Source organism: Rossellomorea aquimaris TF-12, from assembly GCF_001648555.1.
Taxonomy (GTDB): Bacteria; Bacillota; Bacilli; order Bacillales; family Bacillaceae_B; genus Rossellomorea; species Rossellomorea aquimaris.
The window spans coordinates 75,864-98,063 of record NZ_LQXM01000002.1 but is presented as its reverse complement, the minus strand read 5'-3'; the positions used below and the strand labels follow the sequence as shown (position 1 = coordinate 98,063).

The 22,200-nt window shown below is 36.6% G+C and carries 23 protein-coding genes and 1 riboswitch; of the genes, 1 reads left to right on the top strand and 22 read right to left on the bottom strand.

Annotation, left to right across the window (positions count from 1 at the left end; all coding sequences use genetic code 11):
- Positions 1 to 21 precede the first annotated feature (21 nt).
- The 16 genes from IQI_RS00640 to IQI_RS00565 all read right to left on the bottom strand — a co-directional run bounded on the left by IQI_RS00640 (position 22) and on the right by IQI_RS00565 (position 16,032).
- A complete protein-coding gene (locus IQI_RS00640) occupies positions 22 to 591 on the bottom strand; it encodes an ECF transporter S component (RefSeq protein ID WP_064090990.1) in 570 nt (189 codons plus the stop codon).
- Positions 592 to 744: 153 nt separating this feature from the next.
- Positions 745 to 877: riboswitch (FMN riboswitch) on the bottom strand.
- A gap of 114 nt (positions 878 to 991) precedes the next feature.
- Complete coding sequence (locus IQI_RS00635) at positions 992 to 1,909, bottom strand: M23 family metallopeptidase (RefSeq protein ID WP_082892546.1); 918 nt, start codon at positions 1,907 to 1,909, stop codon at positions 992 to 994.
- Between the two features lie 399 nt (positions 1,910 to 2,308).
- On the bottom strand, positions 2,309 to 3,511 hold the full coding sequence (locus IQI_RS00630) for a hypothetical protein (RefSeq protein WP_064090989.1): 1,203 nt from the start codon (positions 3,509 to 3,511) through the stop codon (positions 2,309 to 2,311).
- Positions 3,483 to 4,037 carry an RNA polymerase sigma factor SigX gene (gene sigX, locus IQI_RS00625; RefSeq protein WP_064090988.1) on the bottom strand — a complete coding sequence of 185 codons (555 nt, stop codon included), beginning with the start codon at positions 4,035 to 4,037 and terminating at the stop codon, positions 3,483 to 3,485. Before sigX ends, IQI_RS00630 begins: the two co-directional genes overlap by 29 nt.
- Positions 4,038 to 4,278: 241 nt before the next feature.
- On the bottom strand, positions 4,279 to 6,051 hold the full coding sequence (locus IQI_RS00620; RefSeq protein ID WP_064090987.1) for an ATP-binding protein: 1,773 nt from the start codon (positions 6,049 to 6,051) through the stop codon (positions 4,279 to 4,281).
- Complete coding sequence (locus IQI_RS00615) at positions 6,048 to 6,764, bottom strand: response regulator transcription factor (RefSeq protein WP_064090986.1); 717 nt, start codon at positions 6,762 to 6,764, stop codon at positions 6,048 to 6,050. The genes IQI_RS00620 and IQI_RS00615 overlap by 4 nt, the downstream gene beginning before the upstream one ends.
- A gap of 118 nt (positions 6,765 to 6,882) precedes the next feature.
- A complete protein-coding gene (gene ccsB / locus IQI_RS00610) occupies positions 6,883 to 8,058 on the bottom strand; it encodes a c-type cytochrome biogenesis protein CcsB (RefSeq protein ID WP_064091059.1) in 1,176 nt (391 codons plus the stop codon).
- On the bottom strand, positions 8,051 to 9,709 hold the full coding sequence (resB, locus tag IQI_RS00605) for a cytochrome c biogenesis protein ResB (RefSeq protein WP_064090985.1): 1,659 nt from the start codon (positions 9,707 to 9,709) through the stop codon (positions 8,051 to 8,053). The genes ccsB and resB overlap by 8 nt, the downstream gene beginning before the upstream one ends.
- A gap of 37 nt (positions 9,710 to 9,746) precedes the next feature.
- Entirely contained in the window at positions 9,747 to 10,277 is a 531-nt protein-coding gene (gene resA, locus IQI_RS00600) for a thiol-disulfide oxidoreductase ResA (RefSeq protein ID WP_064090984.1), read from the bottom strand.
- Positions 10,278 to 10,534: 257 nt separating this feature from the next.
- Positions 10,535 to 11,266 carry a pseudouridine synthase gene (locus IQI_RS00595; protein ID WP_064090983.1) on the bottom strand — a complete coding sequence of 244 codons (732 nt, stop codon included), beginning with the start codon at positions 11,264 to 11,266 and terminating at the stop codon, positions 10,535 to 10,537.
- Positions 11,267 to 11,390: 124 nt separating this feature from the next.
- On the bottom strand, positions 11,391 to 11,921 hold the full coding sequence (locus IQI_RS00590; RefSeq protein WP_064090982.1) for a spore maturation protein: 531 nt from the start codon (positions 11,919 to 11,921) through the stop codon (positions 11,391 to 11,393).
- Positions 11,922 to 12,515, bottom strand: coding sequence for a nucleoside recognition domain-containing protein (locus IQI_RS00585; RefSeq protein ID WP_064090981.1), 594 nt, complete (start codon positions 12,513 to 12,515; stop codon positions 11,922 to 11,924).
- Entirely contained in the window at positions 12,508 to 13,671 is a 1,164-nt protein-coding gene (locus tag IQI_RS00580; RefSeq protein ID WP_064090980.1) for a D-alanyl-D-alanine carboxypeptidase family protein, read from the bottom strand. The genes IQI_RS00585 and IQI_RS00580 overlap by 8 nt, the downstream gene beginning before the upstream one ends.
- A gap of 392 nt (positions 13,672 to 14,063) precedes the next feature.
- Positions 14,064 to 14,558: a DUF3907 family protein gene (locus tag IQI_RS00575; RefSeq protein ID WP_064090979.1), complete on the bottom strand. Its 495-nt coding sequence runs from the start codon at positions 14,556 to 14,558 to the stop codon at positions 14,064 to 14,066.
- A 132-nt stretch (positions 14,559 to 14,690) separates the two neighbouring features.
- Positions 14,691 to 15,284, bottom strand: coding sequence for an SMC-Scp complex subunit ScpB (gene scpB, locus IQI_RS00570; protein ID WP_064090978.1), 594 nt, complete (start codon positions 15,282 to 15,284; stop codon positions 14,691 to 14,693).
- Complete coding sequence (locus IQI_RS00565; RefSeq protein WP_064090977.1) at positions 15,271 to 16,032, bottom strand: segregation/condensation protein A; 762 nt, start codon at positions 16,030 to 16,032, stop codon at positions 15,271 to 15,273. The genes scpB and IQI_RS00565 overlap by 14 nt, the downstream gene beginning before the upstream one ends.
- A 166-nt stretch (positions 16,033 to 16,198) precedes the next feature.
- Here IQI_RS00565 and IQI_RS00560 point away from each other — a divergent pair, with 166 nt between their 5' ends.
- A complete protein-coding gene (locus IQI_RS00560) occupies positions 16,199 to 16,720 on the top strand; it encodes a DUF309 domain-containing protein (RefSeq protein WP_064090976.1) in 522 nt (173 codons plus the stop codon).
- Positions 16,721 to 16,776: 56 nt separating this feature from the next.
- On the opposite strand, the gene IQI_RS00555 is transcribed toward IQI_RS00560, so the two are convergent.
- The 6 genes from IQI_RS00555 to IQI_RS00530 form a co-directional block, all read right to left on the bottom strand.
- Positions 16,777 to 17,130 (bottom strand): GNAT family N-acetyltransferase, encoded by a 354-nt coding sequence (locus IQI_RS00555; RefSeq protein ID WP_064090975.1) that lies wholly within the window; start codon positions 17,128 to 17,130, stop codon positions 16,777 to 16,779.
- 444 nt (positions 17,131 to 17,574) lie between these two features.
- Positions 17,575 to 18,882 carry a diaminopimelate decarboxylase gene (gene lysA, locus IQI_RS00550; protein ID WP_064090974.1) on the bottom strand — a complete coding sequence of 436 codons (1,308 nt, stop codon included), beginning with the start codon at positions 18,880 to 18,882 and terminating at the stop codon, positions 17,575 to 17,577.
- A gap of 76 nt (positions 18,883 to 18,958) precedes the next feature.
- Positions 18,959 to 20,437: a spore germination protein gene (locus IQI_RS00545; protein ID WP_064090973.1), complete on the bottom strand. Its 1,479-nt coding sequence runs from the start codon at positions 20,435 to 20,437 to the stop codon at positions 18,959 to 18,961.
- Positions 20,421 to 20,999: a stage V sporulation protein AE gene (locus IQI_RS00540; protein ID WP_064090972.1), complete on the bottom strand. Its 579-nt coding sequence runs from the start codon at positions 20,997 to 20,999 to the stop codon at positions 20,421 to 20,423. Before IQI_RS00540 ends, IQI_RS00545 begins: the two co-directional genes overlap by 17 nt.
- 19 nt (positions 21,000 to 21,018) lie before the next feature.
- On the bottom strand, positions 21,019 to 21,441 hold the full coding sequence (locus IQI_RS00535; RefSeq protein ID WP_064090971.1) for a stage V sporulation protein AB: 423 nt from the start codon (positions 21,439 to 21,441) through the stop codon (positions 21,019 to 21,021).
- Entirely contained in the window at positions 21,431 to 22,051 is a 621-nt protein-coding gene (locus IQI_RS00530; protein ID WP_064090970.1) for a stage V sporulation protein AA, read from the bottom strand. Before IQI_RS00530 ends, IQI_RS00535 begins: the two co-directional genes overlap by 11 nt.
- Positions 22,052 to 22,200: the final 149 nt, after the last annotated feature.

The following is a 22,200-nucleotide window of genomic DNA, read 5'->3' as shown; positions in this document are numbered from 1 at the left end:
AATTGGATTTCATTATATATATTATGCAGCTTTATTTATTGATGTTTGTCTAGCTAACCATCCTTGCAAACGAACAAACAATAAGATGAAAACAACGGATACGAGAATTCCTTTTAATATGTTAAATGGTATAATTCCCGTAACAATAATTTCTGCAGGAAGCTCAAAATTCATAAAATATTTATAAGCAGGTAAGAAAATAAAGTAATTGAGTATCCCCATACTAACACTCATTACAACTGTACCTGTAATAAGGCCAATCAATAAGCCTTTCTTTGATTGAAAACGTGAATAAATATAATAGGTAGGAAGGATGAGTAGAACGCCGGCAGCAAAGTTAGCTGCATGCCCTATCGGTATCCCTGTATCGCTCCCTGTTAAAACATAATCAATTACATTTTTAAATAATTCAACTAATATTCCTGCAACTGGGCCTAATGTTATGGTGGCAATCAAAGCAGGAACATCACTAAAATCAACCATTAAAAATTGTGGAAATGGCGGAATTGGGAAGTTAAAAAGCATTAATACATAAGAAATAGCACTTAACATGCCGACTGTTACAAACATACGTGTATTCATTTTCTTCATAAACCTCTCTCCTTTTAGGAGATTCATCTCTTTAGAAGATAGTCTAGCCTTGCGTAGCATTAAAAAACTCCTAGATAAATACGATCTAGGAGAGTGTAAGGCATACCCAAATAAACGTCTAACTTCCCAAAATTAAAACGTCTTGGCTAAAACCTTCATCTTCTCCCATCCAGACTATACTGTCGGCTTTGGAATCACACCAAATCCTGCCAAAAAGGCTCGCGGGCTTAGAAAAACTCGTTTCATTACCGCCGGTAGGGAATTTCACCCTGCCCCGAAGATGAATCATTATTTTTTTATACATTTTCATTATACATAAGGAGAATCATTATGTGAAGAAAAATGTTTTGAATTCGAGCTAAATATTATATTAACCTAATGAATCAATCACCTTAAACTCTTATCCCCCTTGGAGCTTCAACACTTGTTGAGGGAAAATAGGCTTATCCAATTCCAGCCCATTCCATTCCAGTAAAGTAGATATTTCTAAGCTATGTGCCTTTGCAATGGAATATAGTGTGTCACCTTTTTTAACAATGTAATCTGAATTTGATTTTTTAGGAATAATCAACTTTTGGTTTTCGATTACGATTGTATTATTCAATTCATTTCTTTTCATTAGGTCTTCAACAGCTACATGATAATTTTCCGAAATAGCCCATAAAGTTTCTGCTTTACTGACTGTATGAATTTGTTCAACCTGCTCAATTTCCAACGTATCCACACTTAATTTTTTATGTTCATGAATATCTCCAGAAACAACCACTGTTTGATAAGGATCGGTTGTATTGGCAAAAACCAATTGGCCAATTTCACCATATCCATATATAAGAAAAGGATCAAATGCATGCTCTTTTTCAATTGTCCATTCACCATTATGTACTTCAAAATGAAGATGGGCACCCGTGGACCTTCCTGTATTTCCTAGAAGTCCAATTTGTTCCCCTTGATCAATGTCTTGATCAACTTCTACTAACCTTTTCTCAAGATGAGCATAGACCGTTTCATATCCGTTGTCATGTCTAACAAACACCACATTTCCATAGCTAGGTGAGTAATACGACTTGATTACCCTTCCTTTATCAACAGAATACACGGGGGTACCAATCTCACCCCCAATATCCACCCCTTTATGTGTACCTGCCCTAGTCCCGTAAGCGTCTGTAATAATCCCCTCAACTGGAAATGTCCACCCTGTTGTATCAATCGCCTGTCTATTCTCTTCTGCTTTTGCTTCTTTTCCCGCAAGAAAAATCACACTAATGCATAAGGCCAATACTATAACAATAATTATCCTTCTAACATAATCTAAAATCATGCTTGTCCTCCTTATTCTTTTTGCTAATCAAAGACTGTAAAGTTAAAATTAATACGGCTTGTACACCTATCATCTCTGATACAAATACCGTTTTCAGAGTAAGACACTCTGCACTTTCCATTATATGTACAAACTCCCCATAATATGAGTTTGAGATAATTTTCCTTTCACTAGTTTGCCTAACTTTAAGATAAATATGACAAGATTATGAGACAGAGATGATTTATAGATATGTGGCGATCAATCAATAGCTCGCAAATATAATTAAAATTTCACTCGATATAGTTGAAATTACAAAATTTATTTTAAAATTCACTTGATATATTGTGGATTTCGCAAATAAACGTGGCGAATGACATAAAAAAGCTGCCATTTTCCACATGGCAGCTTTACTACTTATTATTCCTCAATATCTTTTACGTTTGGACTAACGGGTGCTGTAATAGGTCCTTCAAAATTGAATCCATTCCAGGTTTTTTCCTTAATATTTTCAAATAAAACTTGATTATAACCAGAACTTTTAGCAGTTAACAGTAAACCTTCAATCATTTCCAAAGCTGATTGAGCATCTAAAGAATTCATGTTTAATTCTTCTTGAAATTCAATGGTTACATACTCATTAGATTCTGTGATACTCATGTTAATGTTTTCAGGAATCACCGTTTGAAACAGACTTGAATCAGGGTTTTTCATTGCATTAATGGCTTCTGAAACATTACCTCTATCTATGTTATCCTGTACCAGATAACGATCTTTACCGTTAGGAGTATATAGGTAGTAAGGAGAATGTATTGTATTAGTCAGGTCTATGGTAGACAATTCTCCCATTGTACTAAATTGAGGGACACTACCATCTTTATTTACTATTTGAATCTTCGTTACATCCTTATATCGAAAAGAATAAAGGAGCGAATGATAAAAGGCATACTCTATTGCGCTACTACCACTATAAGAATGATTTTCAGCTATAGTAAATACAACCTCATTTTCGCTATCACCTTCCCTAAATTCACCTTTGAAAGGAAGGTATTCATCCATGCCCCATTCAGCCTGAGGTAGGTTTTTAGACATTTTTTCGAACTGTTCCAATGAAGTAAAAGATGGTTCTTTATTAGTAACAACAGTAACCGGAACGGGAATGGCATCCTTAGATATCAGACCGAATGTATAGTATTCTTTCCCTGTCAAGTCTTCTTGAAAAAGGGACAGTCTATCGGGTGCTTGAGGTGTCATTACTGGTTGCTCCTCTGACATACTTAATTGAGTGTCATTTGCGGAGGTTGTATCTTTAGCATCTGAATAAAGGGATTTAGACATCTCTGCTTCCTCAGCTCTATCTTCACTAGAATGATCTGCTGTTTTATTTGCTCCAGAGCTACTATCATTCGACTGATTTAGGATGGAGGGAGAAAGTAAGACAATAATAAATAATGCTGCAATGAGTGCAAATGTAGGTATGAAACGTCTTAAAACGGTAAAACTTTTTTGCTTTCTCACCTTTATTTTTGAATATAGATACTCTGGACTTTGATTGTCTTTTACTTTAGGGAGCTTTCTAATGAGGTCTTCAATCTCACGATCTTTCCAATCGGATTGTTTCAAGGTCTTGGTCCTCCTTTGGCAGCATTTGGTTCATTTCGATCCGTAGCCACTTTATTGCTCTATGCTGGGTCGTTTTCACTTTGCTTTCAGACCATCCTAATACTTCTGACGTTTCTGAAATAGAAAGTTCTTGTAAATATCTCATAATAATCACCATACGATAATCCGTGGAACAACGTTTAAGACATTGGTATAATACCCGAATATCTTCATTTGCAATGGCAATCTCTTCAATTAAGGCTTCATCATCCCTTAAATCATTTCGGTTCCAATCAAATTTCTCCATAATACGATTTTTCCAGTTTTTTTGTTTTCTAAAATGATCTATTGCAACATTTTTTGCGATTGAAAAAAGCCATGTTTTTTCAGAGCTCTTACCTTCAAAATTTTTGTATGATTTTAAAACCCTGATATACACTTCTTGAACTAAATCTTCAGCTTGTTGCCTATTTTGAACCATATATATCAAAAACTGATATACATCCTGGTGATACTTCTTGTATAATTCCTCAAAAACGGAGTTCATTTGGTTTCCTCCCCGTCAAAATATTAGTCGTTATGTAAGTTTAAAAAGTTACACAGTAACAATATAGTATTATTTTGGTAAAAAAGATAGACCTTTATGGCATAAAAAAAGTCAACAGATTAACCTATTTCATACTTCTAAGGTTACATCTGTTGACTTACAATGAACGATTGTTCCCCATGTAACAAGATTTATCGTCACAGTTCATCATTTTTCTTTAGAATCGTAGTAAAAACACGATTTATGCCTGATAAGGAAGAAAAAAGGTAAAGGTTGTTCCTTGATCAAGCTTGCTTTGAACCTGAATATGTCCTTTATGAGAGTCGATAATATTCTTCGCAATCGCCAAACCTAGACCAGTACCTGACTTCCCTCTAGTCCTTGCCTTATCTGCTTTATAGAAGCGCTCGAATACAAAAGGTAAATCCTCATCAGGTATACCAGAACCAGTATCTTTAACATTAAACAGATACCCATCATTGCTTTCGGATAAAGAAACGGTAACCTCTCCTCCTTGAGGAGTATGTCGTAAAGCATTATCAATAAGGTTTGTCAATACTTGTTCGATTCGATCAGGATCCATAAGAATTTCTCTATTAATTCCAACATTTGTTTCAAAATAAATATTTACTTTCTTTTCCTTAGCTAAGCCGATAAATTTATTCGTTACTCTTTCTGTAAAAGGCATGACTGTTACCACATCTTTATTAAGAGTAATTTGCTCTGCTTCCATTCTCGCTAAATCAAGGAGATCATTCACCAGGCGTCCCATTCTTAAAGATTCGTCATAAATGATACGAGCTATTTCCTTTTTCTCTTCTTCTGATTCAGCGATATCATCTACAATAGCTTCGCTGTATCCTTGTAGCATCGAAATGGGGGTGCGAAGCTCATGGGAAACATTCGCGATAAAGTCCTTACGAAGCTTGTCCAGCCTTCTTTCCTCCGTCATGTCACGTACAACGGCCACTGCTCCTCTAATAGTGTTATTGTTGTATAGAGGACTGACGATAACAACATAGGATCTACCCTGTAAGCTCAATTCATCCGTTTGCTCCATTTCGGTCACTACTACACTTTGAAGTAATTCTTTCACCGTTGTGGGGATGGCTTCTTCCGTTGCTTCGCTTTGTTCGTAATACCAATGCTGGAGAAAACGATCCGCTGGAGGATTTGTAATCAATATGGTGCCATCACGGTTAAAGGTGATAACCCCATCTGCCATACTGCTTAGGATACTGGAAAGCTGCTCTTTTTCCTGACTTAACGCATTAATATGGAATTTGAGTTGTCTTCCCATTTGATTAAATCCAGTAGCAAGCTCACCAATTTCATCTTTTGTCAAAATTGGTACTTTGGTATCGAATTTTCCTTTAGCCACTTCAAAAGCCGCTTCTCTCATTTTTCTTAGTGGTGCTGTAATTCTTGTAGAGAGGAAAAATGCAAATATGGTTGTGAGAATGATGGCAATTCCGGCAGCCAACAAAATAAGTTTTGTTGTTTGACGTGTCGTATCCTTAATCACACCGAGTGATTGATATAAATAGACAGCCCCATCCTTCTCATTAACCTTTAAGGGAGTACCAATAATAATGATATTTTCATAACGATTGGACGAAAAGTCTGAAGAAAATTCAAGTTCTTTCTTAACTGTCTTTCCATCCGATTTTACTGATTGTAATTGTTTGTCATTAAGTATGTACTCACGTATGTTATATTGATTGCTTGAGGAATCATTTGAATAGAGTGATTCATCTTGTTCAAGAGAAATCATAATATTGACTGGTTCATCAATGATCTCCTTCCCAAGCTCCATTCCTAAATTTAAGTCTTTATGATTTTCTATTATTCTGGCTACTTTTTCGGCTGTATTGGTTAATTCTTTTTCCACTTCATTTACGTGATAGTTTTGAAAGAACTCTAATAAAAGGATTGTTAGGATAAACAATACAAATGAAACCAATAGTAAGATGGTGAGCCAAAGCTTCCCTACGACACTACGCCAAAGCCTCATTCATTCGTTACCTCGAATTTGTACCCAACTCCCCATACCGTTACAATCATTTTGGCAGCTAGTTCAGAAACCTTATTTAATTTTTCTCTCAAGCGTTTCACATGCGTATCAACAGTTCTTAAATCTCCGAAGAATTCATAGTGCCATACTTCTTTTAGTAAATGTTCACGATCAAACACTTTATCTGGCGCTTTAGCAAGGAAATAGAGTAGCTCGTATTCTTTAGGTGTTAAGTTAACATCCTTTCCATCCGCCGTTACTCGATGGGCATCATTATCGATGGTTAGATGAGGATACACAATCAGGTCCTTTGCTTTAGAATCAGCTGGTATTAAACTTGCCTTTGATGAGCGTCTTAAAAGTGCTTTCACTCTCAAGACTACTTCTCTTGGAGAAAAAGGCTTTACGATATAATCATCCGTTCCTACTTCAAATCCTTGAACTCTATTCACTTCTTCCCCTTTGGCAGTCAACATGATTACAGGGGTAGATTTTTTCTCTCTAAGGTTCTTACACACTTCGATACCATCCATGCCAGGCATCATAATATCTAACAGGATACAATCGTAATTATTTTCAAGTGCCATTTCTAAGGCAACTTCTCCATTTTCCGCTTCATCAATTTCATAGTTCTCTCTTTCAAGATACATCTTTATAAGTCTTCGAATACGGTCTTCATCATCTACTACTAGAATTCGAATATTCTCTTCCACAAAAAATCCCCCTTTTGTCTATGTAAAACATATTATCCTATATTTTAAACGAAAAAAGAAGCTGACTCAAAGAGAATTTTACTCTCATGAATGTCAGCCTCCTCTTTAAAATATTTCTTTAAGCATATGAATGTAAACCAGCAATGATTAAATTAACCGCCACTAGGTTGAATAAAATAATCGCTACACCTACGACTGCTAACCAGGCAGATTTTTCCCCATGCCATCCTTTAGAGAGACGAAGATGAAGAAAGGCTGCATAAAATAAAAATGTAATTAAAGCCCACACTTCTTTAGGATCCCAGCCCCAGAATCTAGTCCATGCGATTTGAGCCCATATCATAGCAAAAATGATTCCACCAAGAGTAAAGACAGGGAAACCGATTAATACTGAACGATATCCAATTTCATCCATTAAATCCAAGTTAACGTTTTTTACTAATGGTTGCAATTTTGCAGCAATACGCTTTCTTAAAATTAAACGTAAGAGAAGATATATCCCTGTGCCCACAAGAAATGACCAAATAACCGAATTTAATTTTTTCGCATTTATTAAGGCCGGCATTTCTACAAGTGGTTCCATGCCATCTCCTGTTAATAATTCGCCTTCATTGGGTCCGACAATGGCTGGTAATGTATACTCAGAAATTGCCTCAGCTCCTTTTTGGTCTACATATTGGAACTGGGCTTCATAGTTCGTTAAGGTAAATGTTGTTGAAGCAACAACAAAACCTAATACAACTATCATCCCATACATCACTGTTTCTAGCCAAAATGATTGTTTGCTACCCTTAACATGATTAACAGATTTCAATAAATAAATGAGTCCCGCAACAAAGCTAATTGATAATATTGCCTCTCCAGCTGAAACTGTTGTTACATGAATCTTTAACCAATCACTTTGTAATGCTGGTATAAGAGGATTGATTTCTTTAGGGAACATACTTGCATACGCAATGACCAGTAAAGCGAAAGGCAAGGCAATGACTCCAAGAACAGTCGACTTATACATAAAGTAAATGATAATGAATGCTCCGACAAGCATCATTCCGAAGAAGGTGGTAAATTCAAATAGATTACTTACAGGTGCATGGCCTGCCGCTCCCCATCTTAAGAAAAAATAACCAATTTGAGCAACAAAACCTATAATCGTAAGGATAATTCCAATATACCCCCATTTTTGTTGATTTGTCTCAGTCGTATTCTTTTGACGAATACTTCCTCCAAAAAACAACGTTGCGACTAAATACATAATAAAAGAAATATAGAGCAGATTACTACTCCATTCAGCCATTGATGTTGTTGTCATCTTCATTCCTCCCCACTTCATCTTTTTGTTGTTGATCTTCAGGCTCGTTTATTCCTGTGTCTTCTAAAACAAATTTAATCTCATTTTTCAATCCGTGCCAATTTTTATTCGTATGACCAGCGACCATTACTCCACCCTCGCTGCGTCTAATCCAAATTCTACGATGATGCCAGTAGGCACCTTGTATTACCCCTATCATGAAGATGGCTCCACCGACTGCCAATATCCATAATGTTAAATCTTTGTGCACAGTTAGAGCAGAGACATCCCTTGTATCCACTCCAGCAAATGACAACTTATATTGATTCTCACCTAGAGGTTCAAGATTTTTTTTAATCCCTACAAAGCTAATTTCACCTTCTGGTTTTTCAGGTGAAAACATTTTAATTAAAAAGGCCGGGTTATTCGGAAGAGGAGATTTTGTTTGAGGTTCTCCCGCCTCATTAAACCCTGAGAAGTCCGGATAATATCCCATTAATTCAACTTTGTAACCATCTTCGAATGTATACGAATCTTGTGGATCAAACAAGTCGATGGTAAACTCACCAAATGTTTCTCCCGATTGTTTATTATCCAAAGTAAATGACATAGATTTAAACTCATCTAATTTATAGCTTGTTTGATAAACAGCAAAATGGTCAAACTTAAGTGGGTGGTTTACTTTTATTGACTCTTCCTTTACTTTTTTTCGTTCTGTTGTTTGTCCTGGCAAGCCTTCACCAGGGACTTTATGAAGGATCACATCTGACTGAAAATTTTTCGCTATTGTGCCGGCTTTGTCAATTGCTTGTCCAAACACTTCTTTATCAGTATCTTTATCATACGTTTCCAAAGTGAAATCTTTATTTTCTAAGTAATATTCCTGATCAGTTCCAGGGACAGCTCTCGTTTCCCCTTCTCGAATCCAGACGGTTTCATCCAGGTACATTCCTGGGACAAATCGGAGCATTCCCCCGATAAGAAAGATAATTAATCCAATATGGTTAACATATGGGCCCCATCGTGAGAAACGATTTTTTTCTGCCAGGATGTTCCCATTTTCTTCTCTGATTTTATATTTTTTTGCACTTAATTTTTTCTTTATCTCACTTAAGGGTTGATCGATATCTGTTATGTCAGTCTTTCCAAATATTCTTTGGCGCATTAAAAACCCTTCGTGTCTGGATACACGTTGATTCTTTAATGCTCGATAAAGTGGAATAACCCTGTCTAAGCTACAAATGACTAATGAAACTCCAATAGAAGCAATTAAAAGTAAATACCACCAGGAGCTATATAAGTCATGAAACCCTAAAACGTAATACAATTCACCGAAGAAACCGTATACGTCCTTATAATATTCACTCGCCGGTTGAGCAGACGGAATATACTGTTCTTGTGGCAATATGGTTCCGACTGCCGATGCTATTAACGTCAAAACAATTAACCATACCCCTACTTTTACAGAGGAGAAAAAGTTCCATATTTTATCAATAATTGATTTATTATATGTTTGAGAACGTCTTGCACTACCCTCGTAACGCATATCATGAAGCTTTTCTGATCGAGCTTCTTCCGTTAAGGCACGTCCACAGGACTCACAGAGGATTGTACCATTAGGGTTTACATGACCACACTCACATTTGATTTCTTTCATGCTAAAACTCCTTATGTCAGGTTAAGCGAACGCTCATTTAAGGTTTGATGCTTTCCATGTCTTCTTTTATATCATTTTCAGTCATAGTACCAGTAATGATTTTTTCTATTTCACCTTCGGGGTTAATTAAAAGAGTCGTCGGTAAAGGATCAATTCCATATGCGTGTTGGACTTGATCTTCTTTATCAACTAATATGGGAAACGTTAAGTTATGCTTAGAAACAAAACGGTTAATGAGGAAATTCGATTCCCCAACATTGATTGCTAAAACCTGGACACCTTGATTCTTATATTTTTTATATTGATTATTCATATAAGGCATTTCTTTTTCACAAGGTTTGCACCAGGTCCCCCAGAAATTTAAGAACACACCTTGTCCTTTATAATCTGACAACTTATGCTCATTTCCTTCCATGTCCTGTAAAACAAAATCAGGTGCCTGGTCTCCTACCTTTAATTTTCCTCGTTCATCCTTCGTAAAGTTAGCATATAACGTATATGCAACCGCAGAAGTAAGTACAATTAAAATAATCGTACGAATAAGCAATCTGCGTTTCTTCTTATCCATTTCATTATGCCTCCCAAATAAAAATCGATCTAGAAAGATGGGAAAAATCCTCTCTTAACATGAGCAAAGGGCCTGATTTCATAAGATATTTCTTAGAAGATCAGTCCCTGCAGTATTTTATGTCCATACCTGCATGATAAGAAAGGAAATATCCCATTCATCTTTTCGGGGTAAAATTCCATTCCCATTATACCATTTATCACTTTAGAGATAGTGTAAATTATATGAAGGATGTGTGACACTTTAGCTATTAAGTTTTATTTCAAGTTACCGGTTTCTGCAAGGGCACGAAGTTGTTTCACTTCATGGGGAGTTAATTCTCTTCCTTCTCCTGCATTTAATCCATGTAAGGTCAAGAAAGCAAATCTTTCTCTTTTCAGCTTCTGTACAGGATGTCCAATCGCTTCAAACATTCTACGCACTTGGCGGTTTCTTCCTTCATGAATGCTTATTTCAACAATCGCTTTTTCTTGTTTTTTATCCATACTTAACATTTTAACTTTAGCAGGAGCGGTCATCCCATCCTCTAATTTGATCCCTTTTTCAAGTTCTCTAATCTTAAATTTTGAAGGAATTCCCTTTAACCTAGCTACGTAGGTTTTCTCTATTTCATTACTAGGGTGCATAAGCAAGTTAGCAAATTCACCGTCGTTTGTTAGAATTAGAATACCTGACGTGTCATAATCTAAGCGTCCTACAGGATAAATTCGCTCTTGGATTTCCGGAAAGAATTCTGTTACAACAGGACGGTTTTTATCATCAGATACAGCCGAAATGACACCTCTTGGTTTGTATAGCATGTAATACACTTTGTTTTCTCGTTCAATTTGAACACCTGTTACTTCAATTTTATCTGAATTCGAAACCTTTGTTCCTAATTCCTTTATAACTTTTCCATTTACTTTTACTTTACCTTCTATTATTAATTGCTCTGCCTTACGTCTAGAAGCTACGCCACTATGAGCAATTACTTTTTGTAAACGTTCCACGGTCTTTCACCTCATTTAAGTTTCAATACATTTGTCTTCATGAATTATTACATAATCCAGACAAAATAGAAAGGCATAAAGAAAAAACAGCCTATTATAGCCGTTTTCTTTATGCCAAATGAAGTTAGGAGAACATAATTGTCACAATCATGATTGCTGCCGCAATTCCTACAAGGTCCGCTAATAACCCTACTTTCAAGGCATCCCCCATTTTGCGAATTCCTACTGCTCCGAAGTAAACTGTTAAAACATACAAAGTTGTATCTGTACTTCCTTGGAGAGTAGATGCGAGCCTCCCAATAAAAGAATCCGGTCCATAGGCAGCGACAATATCACTCATCATCCCTAATGCAGCAGTACCTGAAATAGGTCGGATAATAGCCAAGGGAACGATTTCAGGCGGAATACCCAATGCGATCAATCCTGGTCTAATAAGATTCACAAAAAATTCTAAGGCACCGGATTCTCGAAAGACAGTGATTGCTACAAGCATCCCGATTAGAAAAGGGATAATGGAGACAGCGATTTTAATCCCTTCTTTTCCACCTTCTACAAACACCTCGTAAGTAGGAACCTTTTTAAACGTTCCATAGACTAATATAAATCCAATCATTATTGGGATTAACCATAAAGAAATAGTTGAAATCCACTGCATCTACTTCACCTCTCGTCGAGAACGCCTATAATGAAAATATCTATCTATGATAATTGCACCGATCGTTGATAATAATGTGGCAATTAGAGTTGGTCCCACGATTTCAGTGGGAGAAGCAGAATCATATTTCATTCGAATCGCTATGACTGTCGTTGGAATAATCGTCAGGCTGGATGTATTAATAGCTAAAAAGGTAATCATCGAACGACTCGCTGAATCTTTTCCCCCGTTCAACTCTTTTAATTGTTCCATTGCTTTTATTCCTAAAGGGGTAGCGGCATTTCCAAGTCCGAACATATTCGCCATCATATTTGATAAAATATACCCCATGGCAGGGTGGTCATTAGGCACTTCAGGAAATAACCGTTTTACAAATGGCCTAAATAACTTGGCAAGTTTATCTAATAATCCAGCCTCTTGGGCTATCCTCATAATACCTAACCAAAACACCAGTACACTGACTAATCCTATGCAAAGTGTTACAGCTTCATTTGCTGAGTTGAATATCGCCTCGTTGATTTCCTCCATTCTTCCATTGACGATGGCAAATAGTAATCCAATTAAGGTCATTCCTACCCAGATTAGATTAACCATTCCCCTCTACCCCTAAGATAGATTGAAATGAATAGGCCCAGAATTCCCACCAGCTTGGTTCCTCTTCTTCCTTCTCTACTTTAAAGAAGATTGGCAATGTCTCTATTTTTTCACCATCTAAATAGATTACAGCATTCCCTACCACTTCTGGAACGTGCTCATTTTTCAACCATTTTTTTTTCGGTTTTAACATTTTATATTCTACCTTCACGTTTTCAACTTCATCATCCTTTAACATTAATACTGCTTCCCTTTTGAGGTACGCATGATCTTTATAAATGCTGTTTTTTATTTTATCAATTGTCCCTTCTTCCAATACAATTTTATAATCATATTGTTTAAATCCATATTCAAACATTCCGATATGATCATTCCAATCATCAGGACCGTTTAGTGTTACAGCAATTAAATGCTCTCCATCCTTTGAAGCTGTTGAAACAAGAGTTCTTTTCGCCAATTTTGTATACCCTGTTTTTCCACCCGTACTATGTTTGTAGAGCTCCGTTAACAATCTGTTTTTGTTTTTCCATTTTCGATCCCATTTCTCTTCCGGGTTAGGAGAGGTATGAACCTTTGTTCCAGATATCTTTTGAAATAATTCATTCTCCATAGAATACCTTGTCAATATAGCCATATCATAAGCCGTTGAATAATGATCTTCATGGTCGTCCAAGCCATGAGGATTTGAAAAGTGAGAATTCTTCATCCCAATTTCACTTGCTTTTTTATTCATTAGATAAGAAAAACCCTCAAGACTTCCACCTACATATTCGGCAATAGCAACAGCTGAATCATTCCCGGAACGTAGCATAAGTCCATATACTAAATCCTCTAATTTTACTTTTTCTCCTGCCTTAAGAAATAGAGATGACCCTTCAGTCCCTGCTGCATTATTCGATATAGTTACTTCTTCCTCCATCTTTCCTGACTCAATCGCAAGGATGGCTGTCATTATTTTTGTGATGCTCGCTATTCTGCTTTTGGTATGTGCGTCTTTTTCAAATAGAACTCTCCCCGTTTCTTGATCCATTAGAATAGCTCGCTCTGAACTAACTGAAGGGGATGCTTGAACTTCTTTTGATACCACACCGAATAACAAAGTGAACACAAGTAAATAATATATGTAAAATTTCCTTCTCTTTGAATTCACAGCCATCTACTCCTTTAATTCTTCGATAAGTATTTGTACAAGTGTATGCAGGACAAGGTGTATTATGATTGAAAAGGAAAACATTCCATACTTTTATATAGGTTCTTTTTGCAAAGGTTGTTGTTTATAACATGAGTCTCTTAATGGCTCTGTCAACCAGTATTCGCAAGATGCTGAGGGGGAAAGCGAGAACCTCTCGCTGCAATCAACCACTTCTTTCCTTTTTTTTAAAAAAACAAAGTTTACGAAAAGAGCCTTATATAAAACGTAACCTTGGCTCTATTATTACTGAGATCAACTGAACTGTTGATTGGAACAGTATCCACAATGTCCTCTAAGATGCATGTACAAAAAAACAACACTGAAAAAGAGTTTCTTTTCAGTGTTGTTTTATTAATTTATGACCCTTTAGAAAGAAGCGTTTTTCTTTTGTAATCTGTTTCGTAGTATTCCAGTTCTTCACGCATACTACGAAACTCTATCTCTACTTGATTTATTAGGTGAGCAAAGCTTTTTGGGGGCTCTTGACGGAATCGAATGGAATTGGACTCTAAGTATGCAGCTCTACTATCTTCAAACCACAAGTCGTAACGAGGTGAAAAAAACTCTTCTATGCATTGATGATAGATTTTATAGAGCGTTTTCTCTGCTAGATTTTTCATGAAAGGCTCGCTTTGTAACACAATGATACACTTATCAAGTCCTTCCTCACAAAAAACAAGTAGTCTCCTTAAATTTGAAAGCAACCCTTCAAAATAGGCGCGATCTCCCTGTTTTTCTAATAATAGACTTGTAATAGTCGTTGCATTCAAATATCCTTCAATTCTATCTACCTCTTCCTCGAGAAAAATTTGAACTTCTTGAACTTGAGATTTAATTAGAAGATTGCACATTTAGTCCCCTCCATCTCTAATCCTACCCAGCGCTTGATTAATTGAATTTTCTGAAATAACCACTCATAAGTGAGGCAGGGAATAAGAAGTAGCCCCTGCCTATTTACCTATATTTACTAATATTACACTATTTTATTCCTTCGCCTCTATTGTTTCTTGAAATTTTTCAAAAAACAGATCTGCTTCGTCCTGCATAAATTCATCTTGAATATTTTCTGGAAGAGGAGGAAGTTCATCGACATTATTTAAACCAAAGTAGTCTAAGAATTCTTTTGTTGTTCCGAACAGATAGGCACGCCCGGTTCCTTCAGCCCTTCCAACTTCTTTAACTAAGCCTTTTGCCATGAGAGTCTGGATAGGGCGCTCTGTTTTCACCCCTCTAATTTGCTCAATTTCCATTCTCGTTATGGGCTGTTTATAGGCAATAATCGCTAAAGTTTCTAACGCCGCTTGAGATAAGGAGCTGACATTAGGTGACTCTACTAGCTTTTTTAAATAATCAGCATTACATTTTTTTGTCACTAGCTGATACGTTCCAGCTAGTTCAATCATGTATATGCCTCTTTCTTCTATTCTTTCATAGTCTTGCTTCAGTTCTTCAAGAATTTCTAGTGCTTTACTTTCTTCAATTTCAAGGACTGAGCAGACTTGTTTTAATGAAAGGCCTTCATCTCCTGCTGCAAAAAGTAAACTTTCTAGTATCCCTTTCCAATTAATGATGTTCAACAAGCCCTACCTCCTTCGATGATTCAACGAAAATTTCTGTGAAATTTGTTTCTTGACTTACAATTAATTGCTTCCTCTTCATCAATTCTAAAACAGCTAAAAAGGTGACAACCAGATGTTCCTTATTTTCTGCTTGAAAAAGAGTTGTAAATGAGGTCCGTCCCTCTATTTTGTGTAGAGTATTGAGAATATCTTGCATTCTTGTCTCGATGGATATTTCTTGTCTTGTTATTCTGGTTTGAACAGGCTTTTGGAGTTTTTTACGTCTAAGTAATTTATGAAAGGCACCTAGCATATCGTATAGGGAGACTTGGATTTCATTACTTTTTGTATCTACTTCTTCAGTATACTCAGACAGGTCACTAGGAGCCTTTGTATAAAATTGTCCTCTTTCCTCTTCACGTTGCTTTAATTCATTGGCAGCCTCTTTAAATTTACGGTATTCAATCAGTCTTTCTACTAGTTCATCTCGGGGATCGTCTTCAAATTCAATATCATCATCTAAGAGAGCTTCATCGTGTTTTGGAAGAAGCATTTTACTTTTAATTGCTAAAAGGGTTGCAGCCATTACCAAATATTCACTTGCAACGTCTAATTGCAAATCCTTCATCGTATGTACATATAATAAATATTGCTCAGTAATTTGAGCCATCGGAATATCATATATATCAATCTCTAACGAATTTATTAGATGCAGAAGAAGATCGAGAGGACCTTCGAAAGCGTCTATTTTAACATTGTATTCCACTTTATCACCAAATTTCTAATTGCAGTCATCCTCGAGTAGCTACTTAATAGTATAGTAGATTGACACTCTAATCTCCAATACATTTTTTGTATTAGATGGTCAACAGACTAACTGTTTTGGGGTGTGTATAGAATATGCTACACTTTAATAGCAAAGGAGGTTAAGGATGAATTACCCACAACCTTATTTACTTTATTTAATCTACTTTCATGGAAGCCGTGATTACTTTGAATGCCATGAAGTACTAGAAGAATATTGGAAGGAAGTTGATCCAAAAAACCGCGCATCTCATTGGGTAGGATTGATACAGATTGCTGTAAGTCTTTATCACTACCGAAGAAACAATTTACCGGGGGCGTCGAGAACTCTCGATAAAGCATTAAAGAACATCAATAATAATGTGAGTGAACTAGAGCAGTTAGGATTAGATGGAGCCAAACTTCAAGATTTGCTTGGTGACCTTAAGGAACGTCTTGCATCTAATAAGCCCTATGTAAGCCTTAACCTACCCATCACAGATTCATCACTGTTAAATCAAGCTCAATCACTATGCTCACAAAAAGGGTTCACATGGTGCTCTCCCAGTGATTTATCCAACAAACAACTCATTCACAGGCATTCTCTTCGGGACCGAACTCCGGTTATTTTGGAACGTAAGAATGCATTACGAAAAAGAAAAGGAGACTAAACCATCTCAAATCTACTGTTTGAGCAAGATGGGCTAGTCTCCTTTTTGCATCACTTTCAAATGACTTCTTCTTCATCACACTTTCCAAAAAATGATGCGGTTTCAGAGTTTGGTTTTACTGTATGTTCTGAGAACATATCCCTTAAGTGCTTTACCATCGATTTCCCAATTCCTTCGTGGCGGTGGGAAGGGTTGACTGATATATGCTGTATTTCCAAAGTGGTATCTGTTTTAAATACCCCTATTAAACCAACTATGTCCTCTTCTTTCCATAAAAAAAGCTGCCAATTATCTTCAGTTTCGTATTGCTTCATTGTTTGTTGAAGCTTTTTCAAATCCTTTTCATTTGGCATGAAAGATAATAACCCCATTGCAATCTTCTCAAACGCCTTTTTATACCGAATTAACATATTTACCCCTCGTTACGTTTTATGCCTAAACCTTTTACCAACATTATAGACAAAAACTAGAAATTTTATTTCAATTTAAGGCACTTGTATCTATTGTCGGCCTTTAACAATCAATTACCACAAATAAGATGTGTACGATTTGGTTGTAGCTGTCGATCATTCAGAACGTTTATCTATCTTACTAAATTTACTATTATTAATCAACTTAAGGGATCAGTTCCCTGCTAGGAAGAGCCAGTAAATTATTCCCCAAAGCAGACCGAATACTAATAAAAACAAGAATAGTTTTACATTGCTAATCTTCATTACGAGCTCCTTTACTTACACTATATTCACCTTTAATAGTCATTGTTATTGTATAGTAAAATATAAATTTATTAAAGTATGAAATATAAAAAGCCGTGAAAGAGGGCCAGACGAATAAACTCGTCTGGCCACTTTAGATTATTTCATTAGAGGTACATCCAGAGCGATAATGTCTTCATATGTTTCTCTTCTTACAGCGAGTCTGGATTCGCCATCCTCCACAAAAATCACGGCTGGTCTACGAATTCGATTGTAATTATTCGCCATAGAATAACCATAGGCACCTGTACAAAAAACAGCTAGAATATCACCGGCCACAGACTGGGGAAGAGGAAGGTCCCAAATCAACATGTCCCCGGATTCACAGCATTTACCTGCAATTGAAACAGTCTCTTCAGGATTGTCATTTGCTTTATTGGCAAGGACTGCTTCATATTTTGCATTATAAAGTGCTGGTCTGATGTTATCGCTCATTCCACCATCGATAGCTAAATATTTTCTAATATTTGGCACTTCTTTTCGTGAACCTAGTTTATAAAGGCTTGTTCCAGCATCCCCTACAAGGGAACGTCCAGGCTCAATCCAAATTTCAGGCATTTCCAAATGAAGTCTCAGCGCTTCCTCTTTCACTGCCGAAATCATTTCTTCTACATATTGAGAAGGTGGAATGGGGTCATCCTCTTTTGTATAGCGAATCCCAAATCCTCCTCCTAAGTTAATTACTTTCGGGATGAATTGATAGCGCGCTTTCCAATCAGCAATCTTCTCCATGATTTTTTTAGAAGCTAAAATAAAGCCCGTAGTTTCAAAAATTTGAGAGCCAATATGACAATGCAACCCTAATAAGTCGATTGTTTCTGCTTCCATTGCCATCTTCATCGCTTTTTCAGCTTGGCCGTTACCTAAATCAAAACCGAATTTGGAATCTTCCTGGCCAGTTAATATATAATCATGTGTATGAGCTTCAATTCCAGGAGTAACTCTTAGCAAAACTTTAGTAGGCTGATTTATCCGTTGAGAAATTTCTTTAATAAGATCCAATTCATAAAAATTATCTACCACAATACAGCCAATTTTGTTTTCAACGGCCATGTTTAATTCTTCAATGGATTTATTATTACCATTAAAATGTATTCTCTCTGGAGGGAAATTCGCTTTAAGGGCTGTATACAACTCTCCTCCAGAAACTACATCAAGAGAGAGACCTTCTTCCTTCATCAATTCAAATATAGCAATACTTGAGAATGCTTTACTTGCATAGGCAACTTCCGCCTTTACACCAAGAGTTTCAAAGGTTTCTTTAAACCCTTTAGCTCGCTCTCTTATTAACGAAATATCATATACATAAAGTGGGGTACCATACTGTTCTGCAAGTTCTACAGTATCTACCCCACCTATAGTTAAATGTCCTGTAGCATTAATTTTTGTTGATCCATGAAGATGCATGAAAACCCTCATTCCCCTCTTTATTCCTTTAGTAATTAAAAGTAATTTAACACAGAATGAGAGGTGTTGCAATATTCTAAGATTTTGCAGGCTGCTTGTATTTATTTCGTGGCTGAACAATACTAGGTCTTATTTTTGCACCAGGCATAGATCGACGAATGAGAATTTGCACAAAATCCGTCGGACTAAACGGCATTAACGGCCATAGGTACGGTGTATTCAGTGACTTAATGCTAGTCACAAATAAAATATAAAGTGTGCTCCCAATCATCAGTCCAGGAATATGGAAGAGGGCAACGGCTATTAGTAAAAAGAGTCTTGAAATCTTATTTGCAGCACTTAATTCATAACTTGGTGTTGCGAACGTTCCAATCGAAGCAACAGCTACATACAGAATGACCTCGGGCTGAAACAACCCTACATCGATGGCTATCTGTCCAATTAATACAGCTGCGATAAGACCCATTGCAGTGGACAGAGGCGTTGGAGTATGAATGGCCGCGACCCTGAACATTTCAACCCCGAAATCCGCAATAAACAACTGCACAATGACTGGAATATTGGTTTGTTCATTAGGTCCTACAAATTTTATCATTTCAGGTAATAACGACGGGTCTAAAACGAATAAATACCATAATGGAAGTAAAAAAAGTGAAGCCAGAACTCCCATAAACCGTGTCCACCTTACAAAAGTTCCAACTGCAGGTGACTGACGATATTCCTCTGCATGTTGAAGGTGGTGGAAATAAGTAGTGGGTGTAATGATGACACTTGGCGACGTATCTACAAAGATTAGGACGTGTCCCTCCAATAAATGTGTAGCTGCTACGTCTGCTCTTTCTGTGTACCTTACTAATGGATATGGGTTATAGCCTTGCTTTACTAAAAATTCTTCTACCGTTTTGTCTGCCATTGTTAAACCATCAATCTTAATACTCTTCAGCTCTTTTTTTATTACTTCAATGAGACTGGGATTGGCAACATCGTCAATATAGGCAATAGATATATCTGTTTTCGATCTCTCCCCAATCCGAAAAATTTCAAAACGGAGTCTAGGATCTCGTATCCTTCTTCTTGTCAAGGCTGTATTGACAATAATATTTTCTACATATCCATCACGTGATCCTCTTACTACTTTTTCAGTATCTGGTTCCGATGGCTGCCTTCCTGGATAACTTCGAACATCAACAATAATTGCCTCTTGATACCCTTCAACAAATACTGCTATCAAACCTGACAATACTTCATCTACTGCTTCTTCAATGGTTTTAACAGGCTCTACGGATTGATGAACGAGACGGTTGTAAACAATTTCGTACAATCGACTTGTCGCTCTCTCATGATCATTAATCTCTACAAGTTCTTCGACAATCTGTATGATATAAGCGGCATCAGTTAATCCATTGATGTAATAAATTTGAACTCCCTTTTTTAATATCATTAGCTTTCTAACACCAATATCGAAACTTGTTTTTAGCCCTACATGATTTTTCATGTATTCTTCAGTGACTGATAAATCCTTTGATATTGGCGTATTTTCAGGTTTTTGATGCATTGTATCCGCTCCTTTCTAAGATGATTTCAACTGCTTTTTTTGTAATGGGAGCTCCTTGTGAGTAATGATCTCGCTTTGCCATTTTTCCTATGTCGCCGATTCCAACAATGATAGGTACATTTAGTTCATCTAAACAATAAACAGTGTCACCATTTAATCTGCCCATTTCAAGCTCAGGCACTCCAAATTTGTCTACCCCATACGGTGTTAAATTTCCAAATTTATCGACACAAACGTCTATCCTTGTCCATTCAGCTTGTCTTGTTTTACTAGCCACCGCTATAATCCCTAATACGTCAATATCGGGATGATTGGCCACATGCTTTAAGGCTCTTTCCCCTGCTCCTTCACCCAAGAATCCACTATCATCAAACATTACAAAGACGGGGTCGTTCTTTGCTTTTTTAATTAGCTTTACTACTTCTGATCCAGTTAATACAGATGGGTTTCCCTTTGAGCTTGATATACAACGCCCGCCATAGGACTTCGCGACTCGCTCTATTGCGCGTTTGGCATATTCATCCCCATCTGTAATTAATATCACCTTTCTTTTTTTGACCATCGTAACCCCTGCCTATCTATTATAGATGCACTAAGAAAATCCAATGAAAGAGTGAGCCGAATATTTTCCCTAAAACAATTGCCATTATTAAAACAACGATCTTCCCTTCGATTCCTATCCGTTTTGCTAGTATAGGAAACACATTTAATACTTCAGTAAGGGCTGCCGCCAGAAGTCCTACAAAAATGCCACTAGCTAAACCAAGAGGGACCAAGATAAATGGAGTGAAATGAAGAGTTACTTCATTTAGGCTAATGAAACCCCCTACCAGCGCTCCTGTCACAACTGCAAGTTCATAAAAATGAATCATTTTCATCGTTTTCGTTAATTGAGTCAATCTTGGAATGATTCCTAAAACAGTTAAGAAAGCGACAAATCCAGAACCTACAGCTAACCCACCTGCAAAACCAATAAATGCCGTTAGTAATACACTAATTGTCATCTATATGTTTCATACTTTCTTTATTTTCATGGAGTATGACATATTGGTCTAAATCCTGCTGGTATTTAAACATTTCAACCTCCAAAGGGCTAGGTTCTTCATTAAGTCTTTTTCGAAAAACATGATTAAAAAATAAAATCATTCCTAGTCCTAATCCAAATGAATAAGGTACTTGAAAGAGCAAGGGATGGGGGTCCTCTTCCCCAGTTACAAAGTGATACAATCGTTGATGAACCTCACGCATACTGACATCCTCGTGAAAATTCATAATAGCCATGGCGGCTCCTATAAATAAAAGCAGCCAGACACATATGAACAAAGGAAAGGAGACGGCCTTTTTCTTATAAATAACCTCAATAATACTTTGTGTCGGTCCAATTGTTTGAATATCTAGTTGGGGTTTTTTGTTTAAAATACTGTTTATTACTTTCATAACATCGATAACGATAATATTTTTATCCTTGGCGGTCACTTGATGAATAGGAATTTGCTTCAATTCTTCTAAAACGTATTCGGGTGCAATAATTTGTGCAAGTTGATGGAGTTTCACTAAGCTTTCTTCTTTCACTTGAACACGGTTCCGTAATCGAATGTACACAATTCCTTCCATGCGAAATCACTTCCTGAAAACATGATTTTCCCCTCGTACCAATAGTATGTATTAACGGAATTAATTTATGTAATGGCTGATTTACTTCAAATTGTGGGATTTTTGCAACAGGTGTTTACATAAACAAAAATAACCCTAATGCTTCTATG

Coding starts and splice junctions, on each gene's coding strand:
- sigX (WP_064090988.1), bottom strand. CDS start 4,037: ATGAACTCCGTTTTTGAGGAATTATACAAGAAGTATCACCAGGATGTA.
- IQI_RS00555 (WP_064090975.1), bottom strand. CDS start 17,130: ATGTTAATTCGGTATAAAAAGGCGTTTGAGAAGATTGCAATGGGGTTA.
- IQI_RS00640 (WP_064090990.1), bottom strand. CDS start 591: ATGAAGAAAATGAATACACGTATGTTTGTAACAGTCGGCATGTTAAGT.
- resB (WP_064090985.1), bottom strand. CDS start 9,709: ATGAAAGAAATCAAATGTGAGTGTGGTCATGTAAACCCTAATGGTACA.
- IQI_RS00540 (WP_064090972.1), bottom strand. CDS start 20,999: ATGGTCAAAAAAAGAAAGGTGATATTAATTACAGATGGGGATGAATAT.
- IQI_RS00545 (WP_064090973.1), bottom strand. CDS start 20,437: ATGCATCAAAAACCTGAAAATACGCCAATATCAAAGGATTTATCAGTC.
- ccsB (WP_064091059.1), bottom strand. CDS start 8,058: ATGGCTGAATGGAGTAGTAATCTGCTCTATATTTCTTTTATTATGTAT.
- IQI_RS00535 (WP_064090971.1), bottom strand. CDS start 21,441: ATGACAATTAGTGTATTACTAACGGCATTTATTGGTTTTGCAGGTGGG.
- resA (WP_064090984.1), bottom strand. CDS start 10,277: ATGGATAAGAAGAAACGCAGATTGCTTATTCGTACGATTATTTTAATT.
- IQI_RS00560 (WP_064090976.1), top strand. CDS start 16,199: ATGAATTACCCACAACCTTATTTACTTTATTTAATCTACTTTCATGGA.
- lysA (WP_064090974.1), bottom strand. CDS start 18,882: ATGCATCTTCATGGATCAACAAAAATTAATGCTACAGGACATTTAACT.
- IQI_RS00575 (WP_064090979.1), bottom strand. CDS start 14,558: ATGTGCAATCTTCTAATTAAATCTCAAGTTCAAGAAGTTCAAATTTTT.
- IQI_RS00530 (WP_064090970.1), bottom strand. CDS start 22,051: ATGGAAGGAATTGTGTACATTCGATTACGGAACCGTGTTCAAGTGAAA.
- IQI_RS00585 (WP_064090981.1), bottom strand. CDS start 12,515: ATGGTTAATCTAATCTGGGTAGGAATGACCTTAATTGGATTACTATTT.
- IQI_RS00620 (WP_064090987.1), bottom strand. CDS start 6,051: ATGAGGCTTTGGCGTAGTGTCGTAGGGAAGCTTTGGCTCACCATCTTA.
- IQI_RS00635 (WP_082892546.1), bottom strand. CDS start 1,909: ATGATTTTAGATTATGTTAGAAGGATAATTATTGTTATAGTATTGGCC.
- IQI_RS00580 (WP_064090980.1), bottom strand. CDS start 13,671: ATGGCTGTGAATTCAAAGAGAAGGAAATTTTACATATATTATTTACTT.
- IQI_RS00590 (WP_064090982.1), bottom strand. CDS start 11,921: ATGCAGTGGATTTCAACTATTTCTTTATGGTTAATCCCAATAATGATT.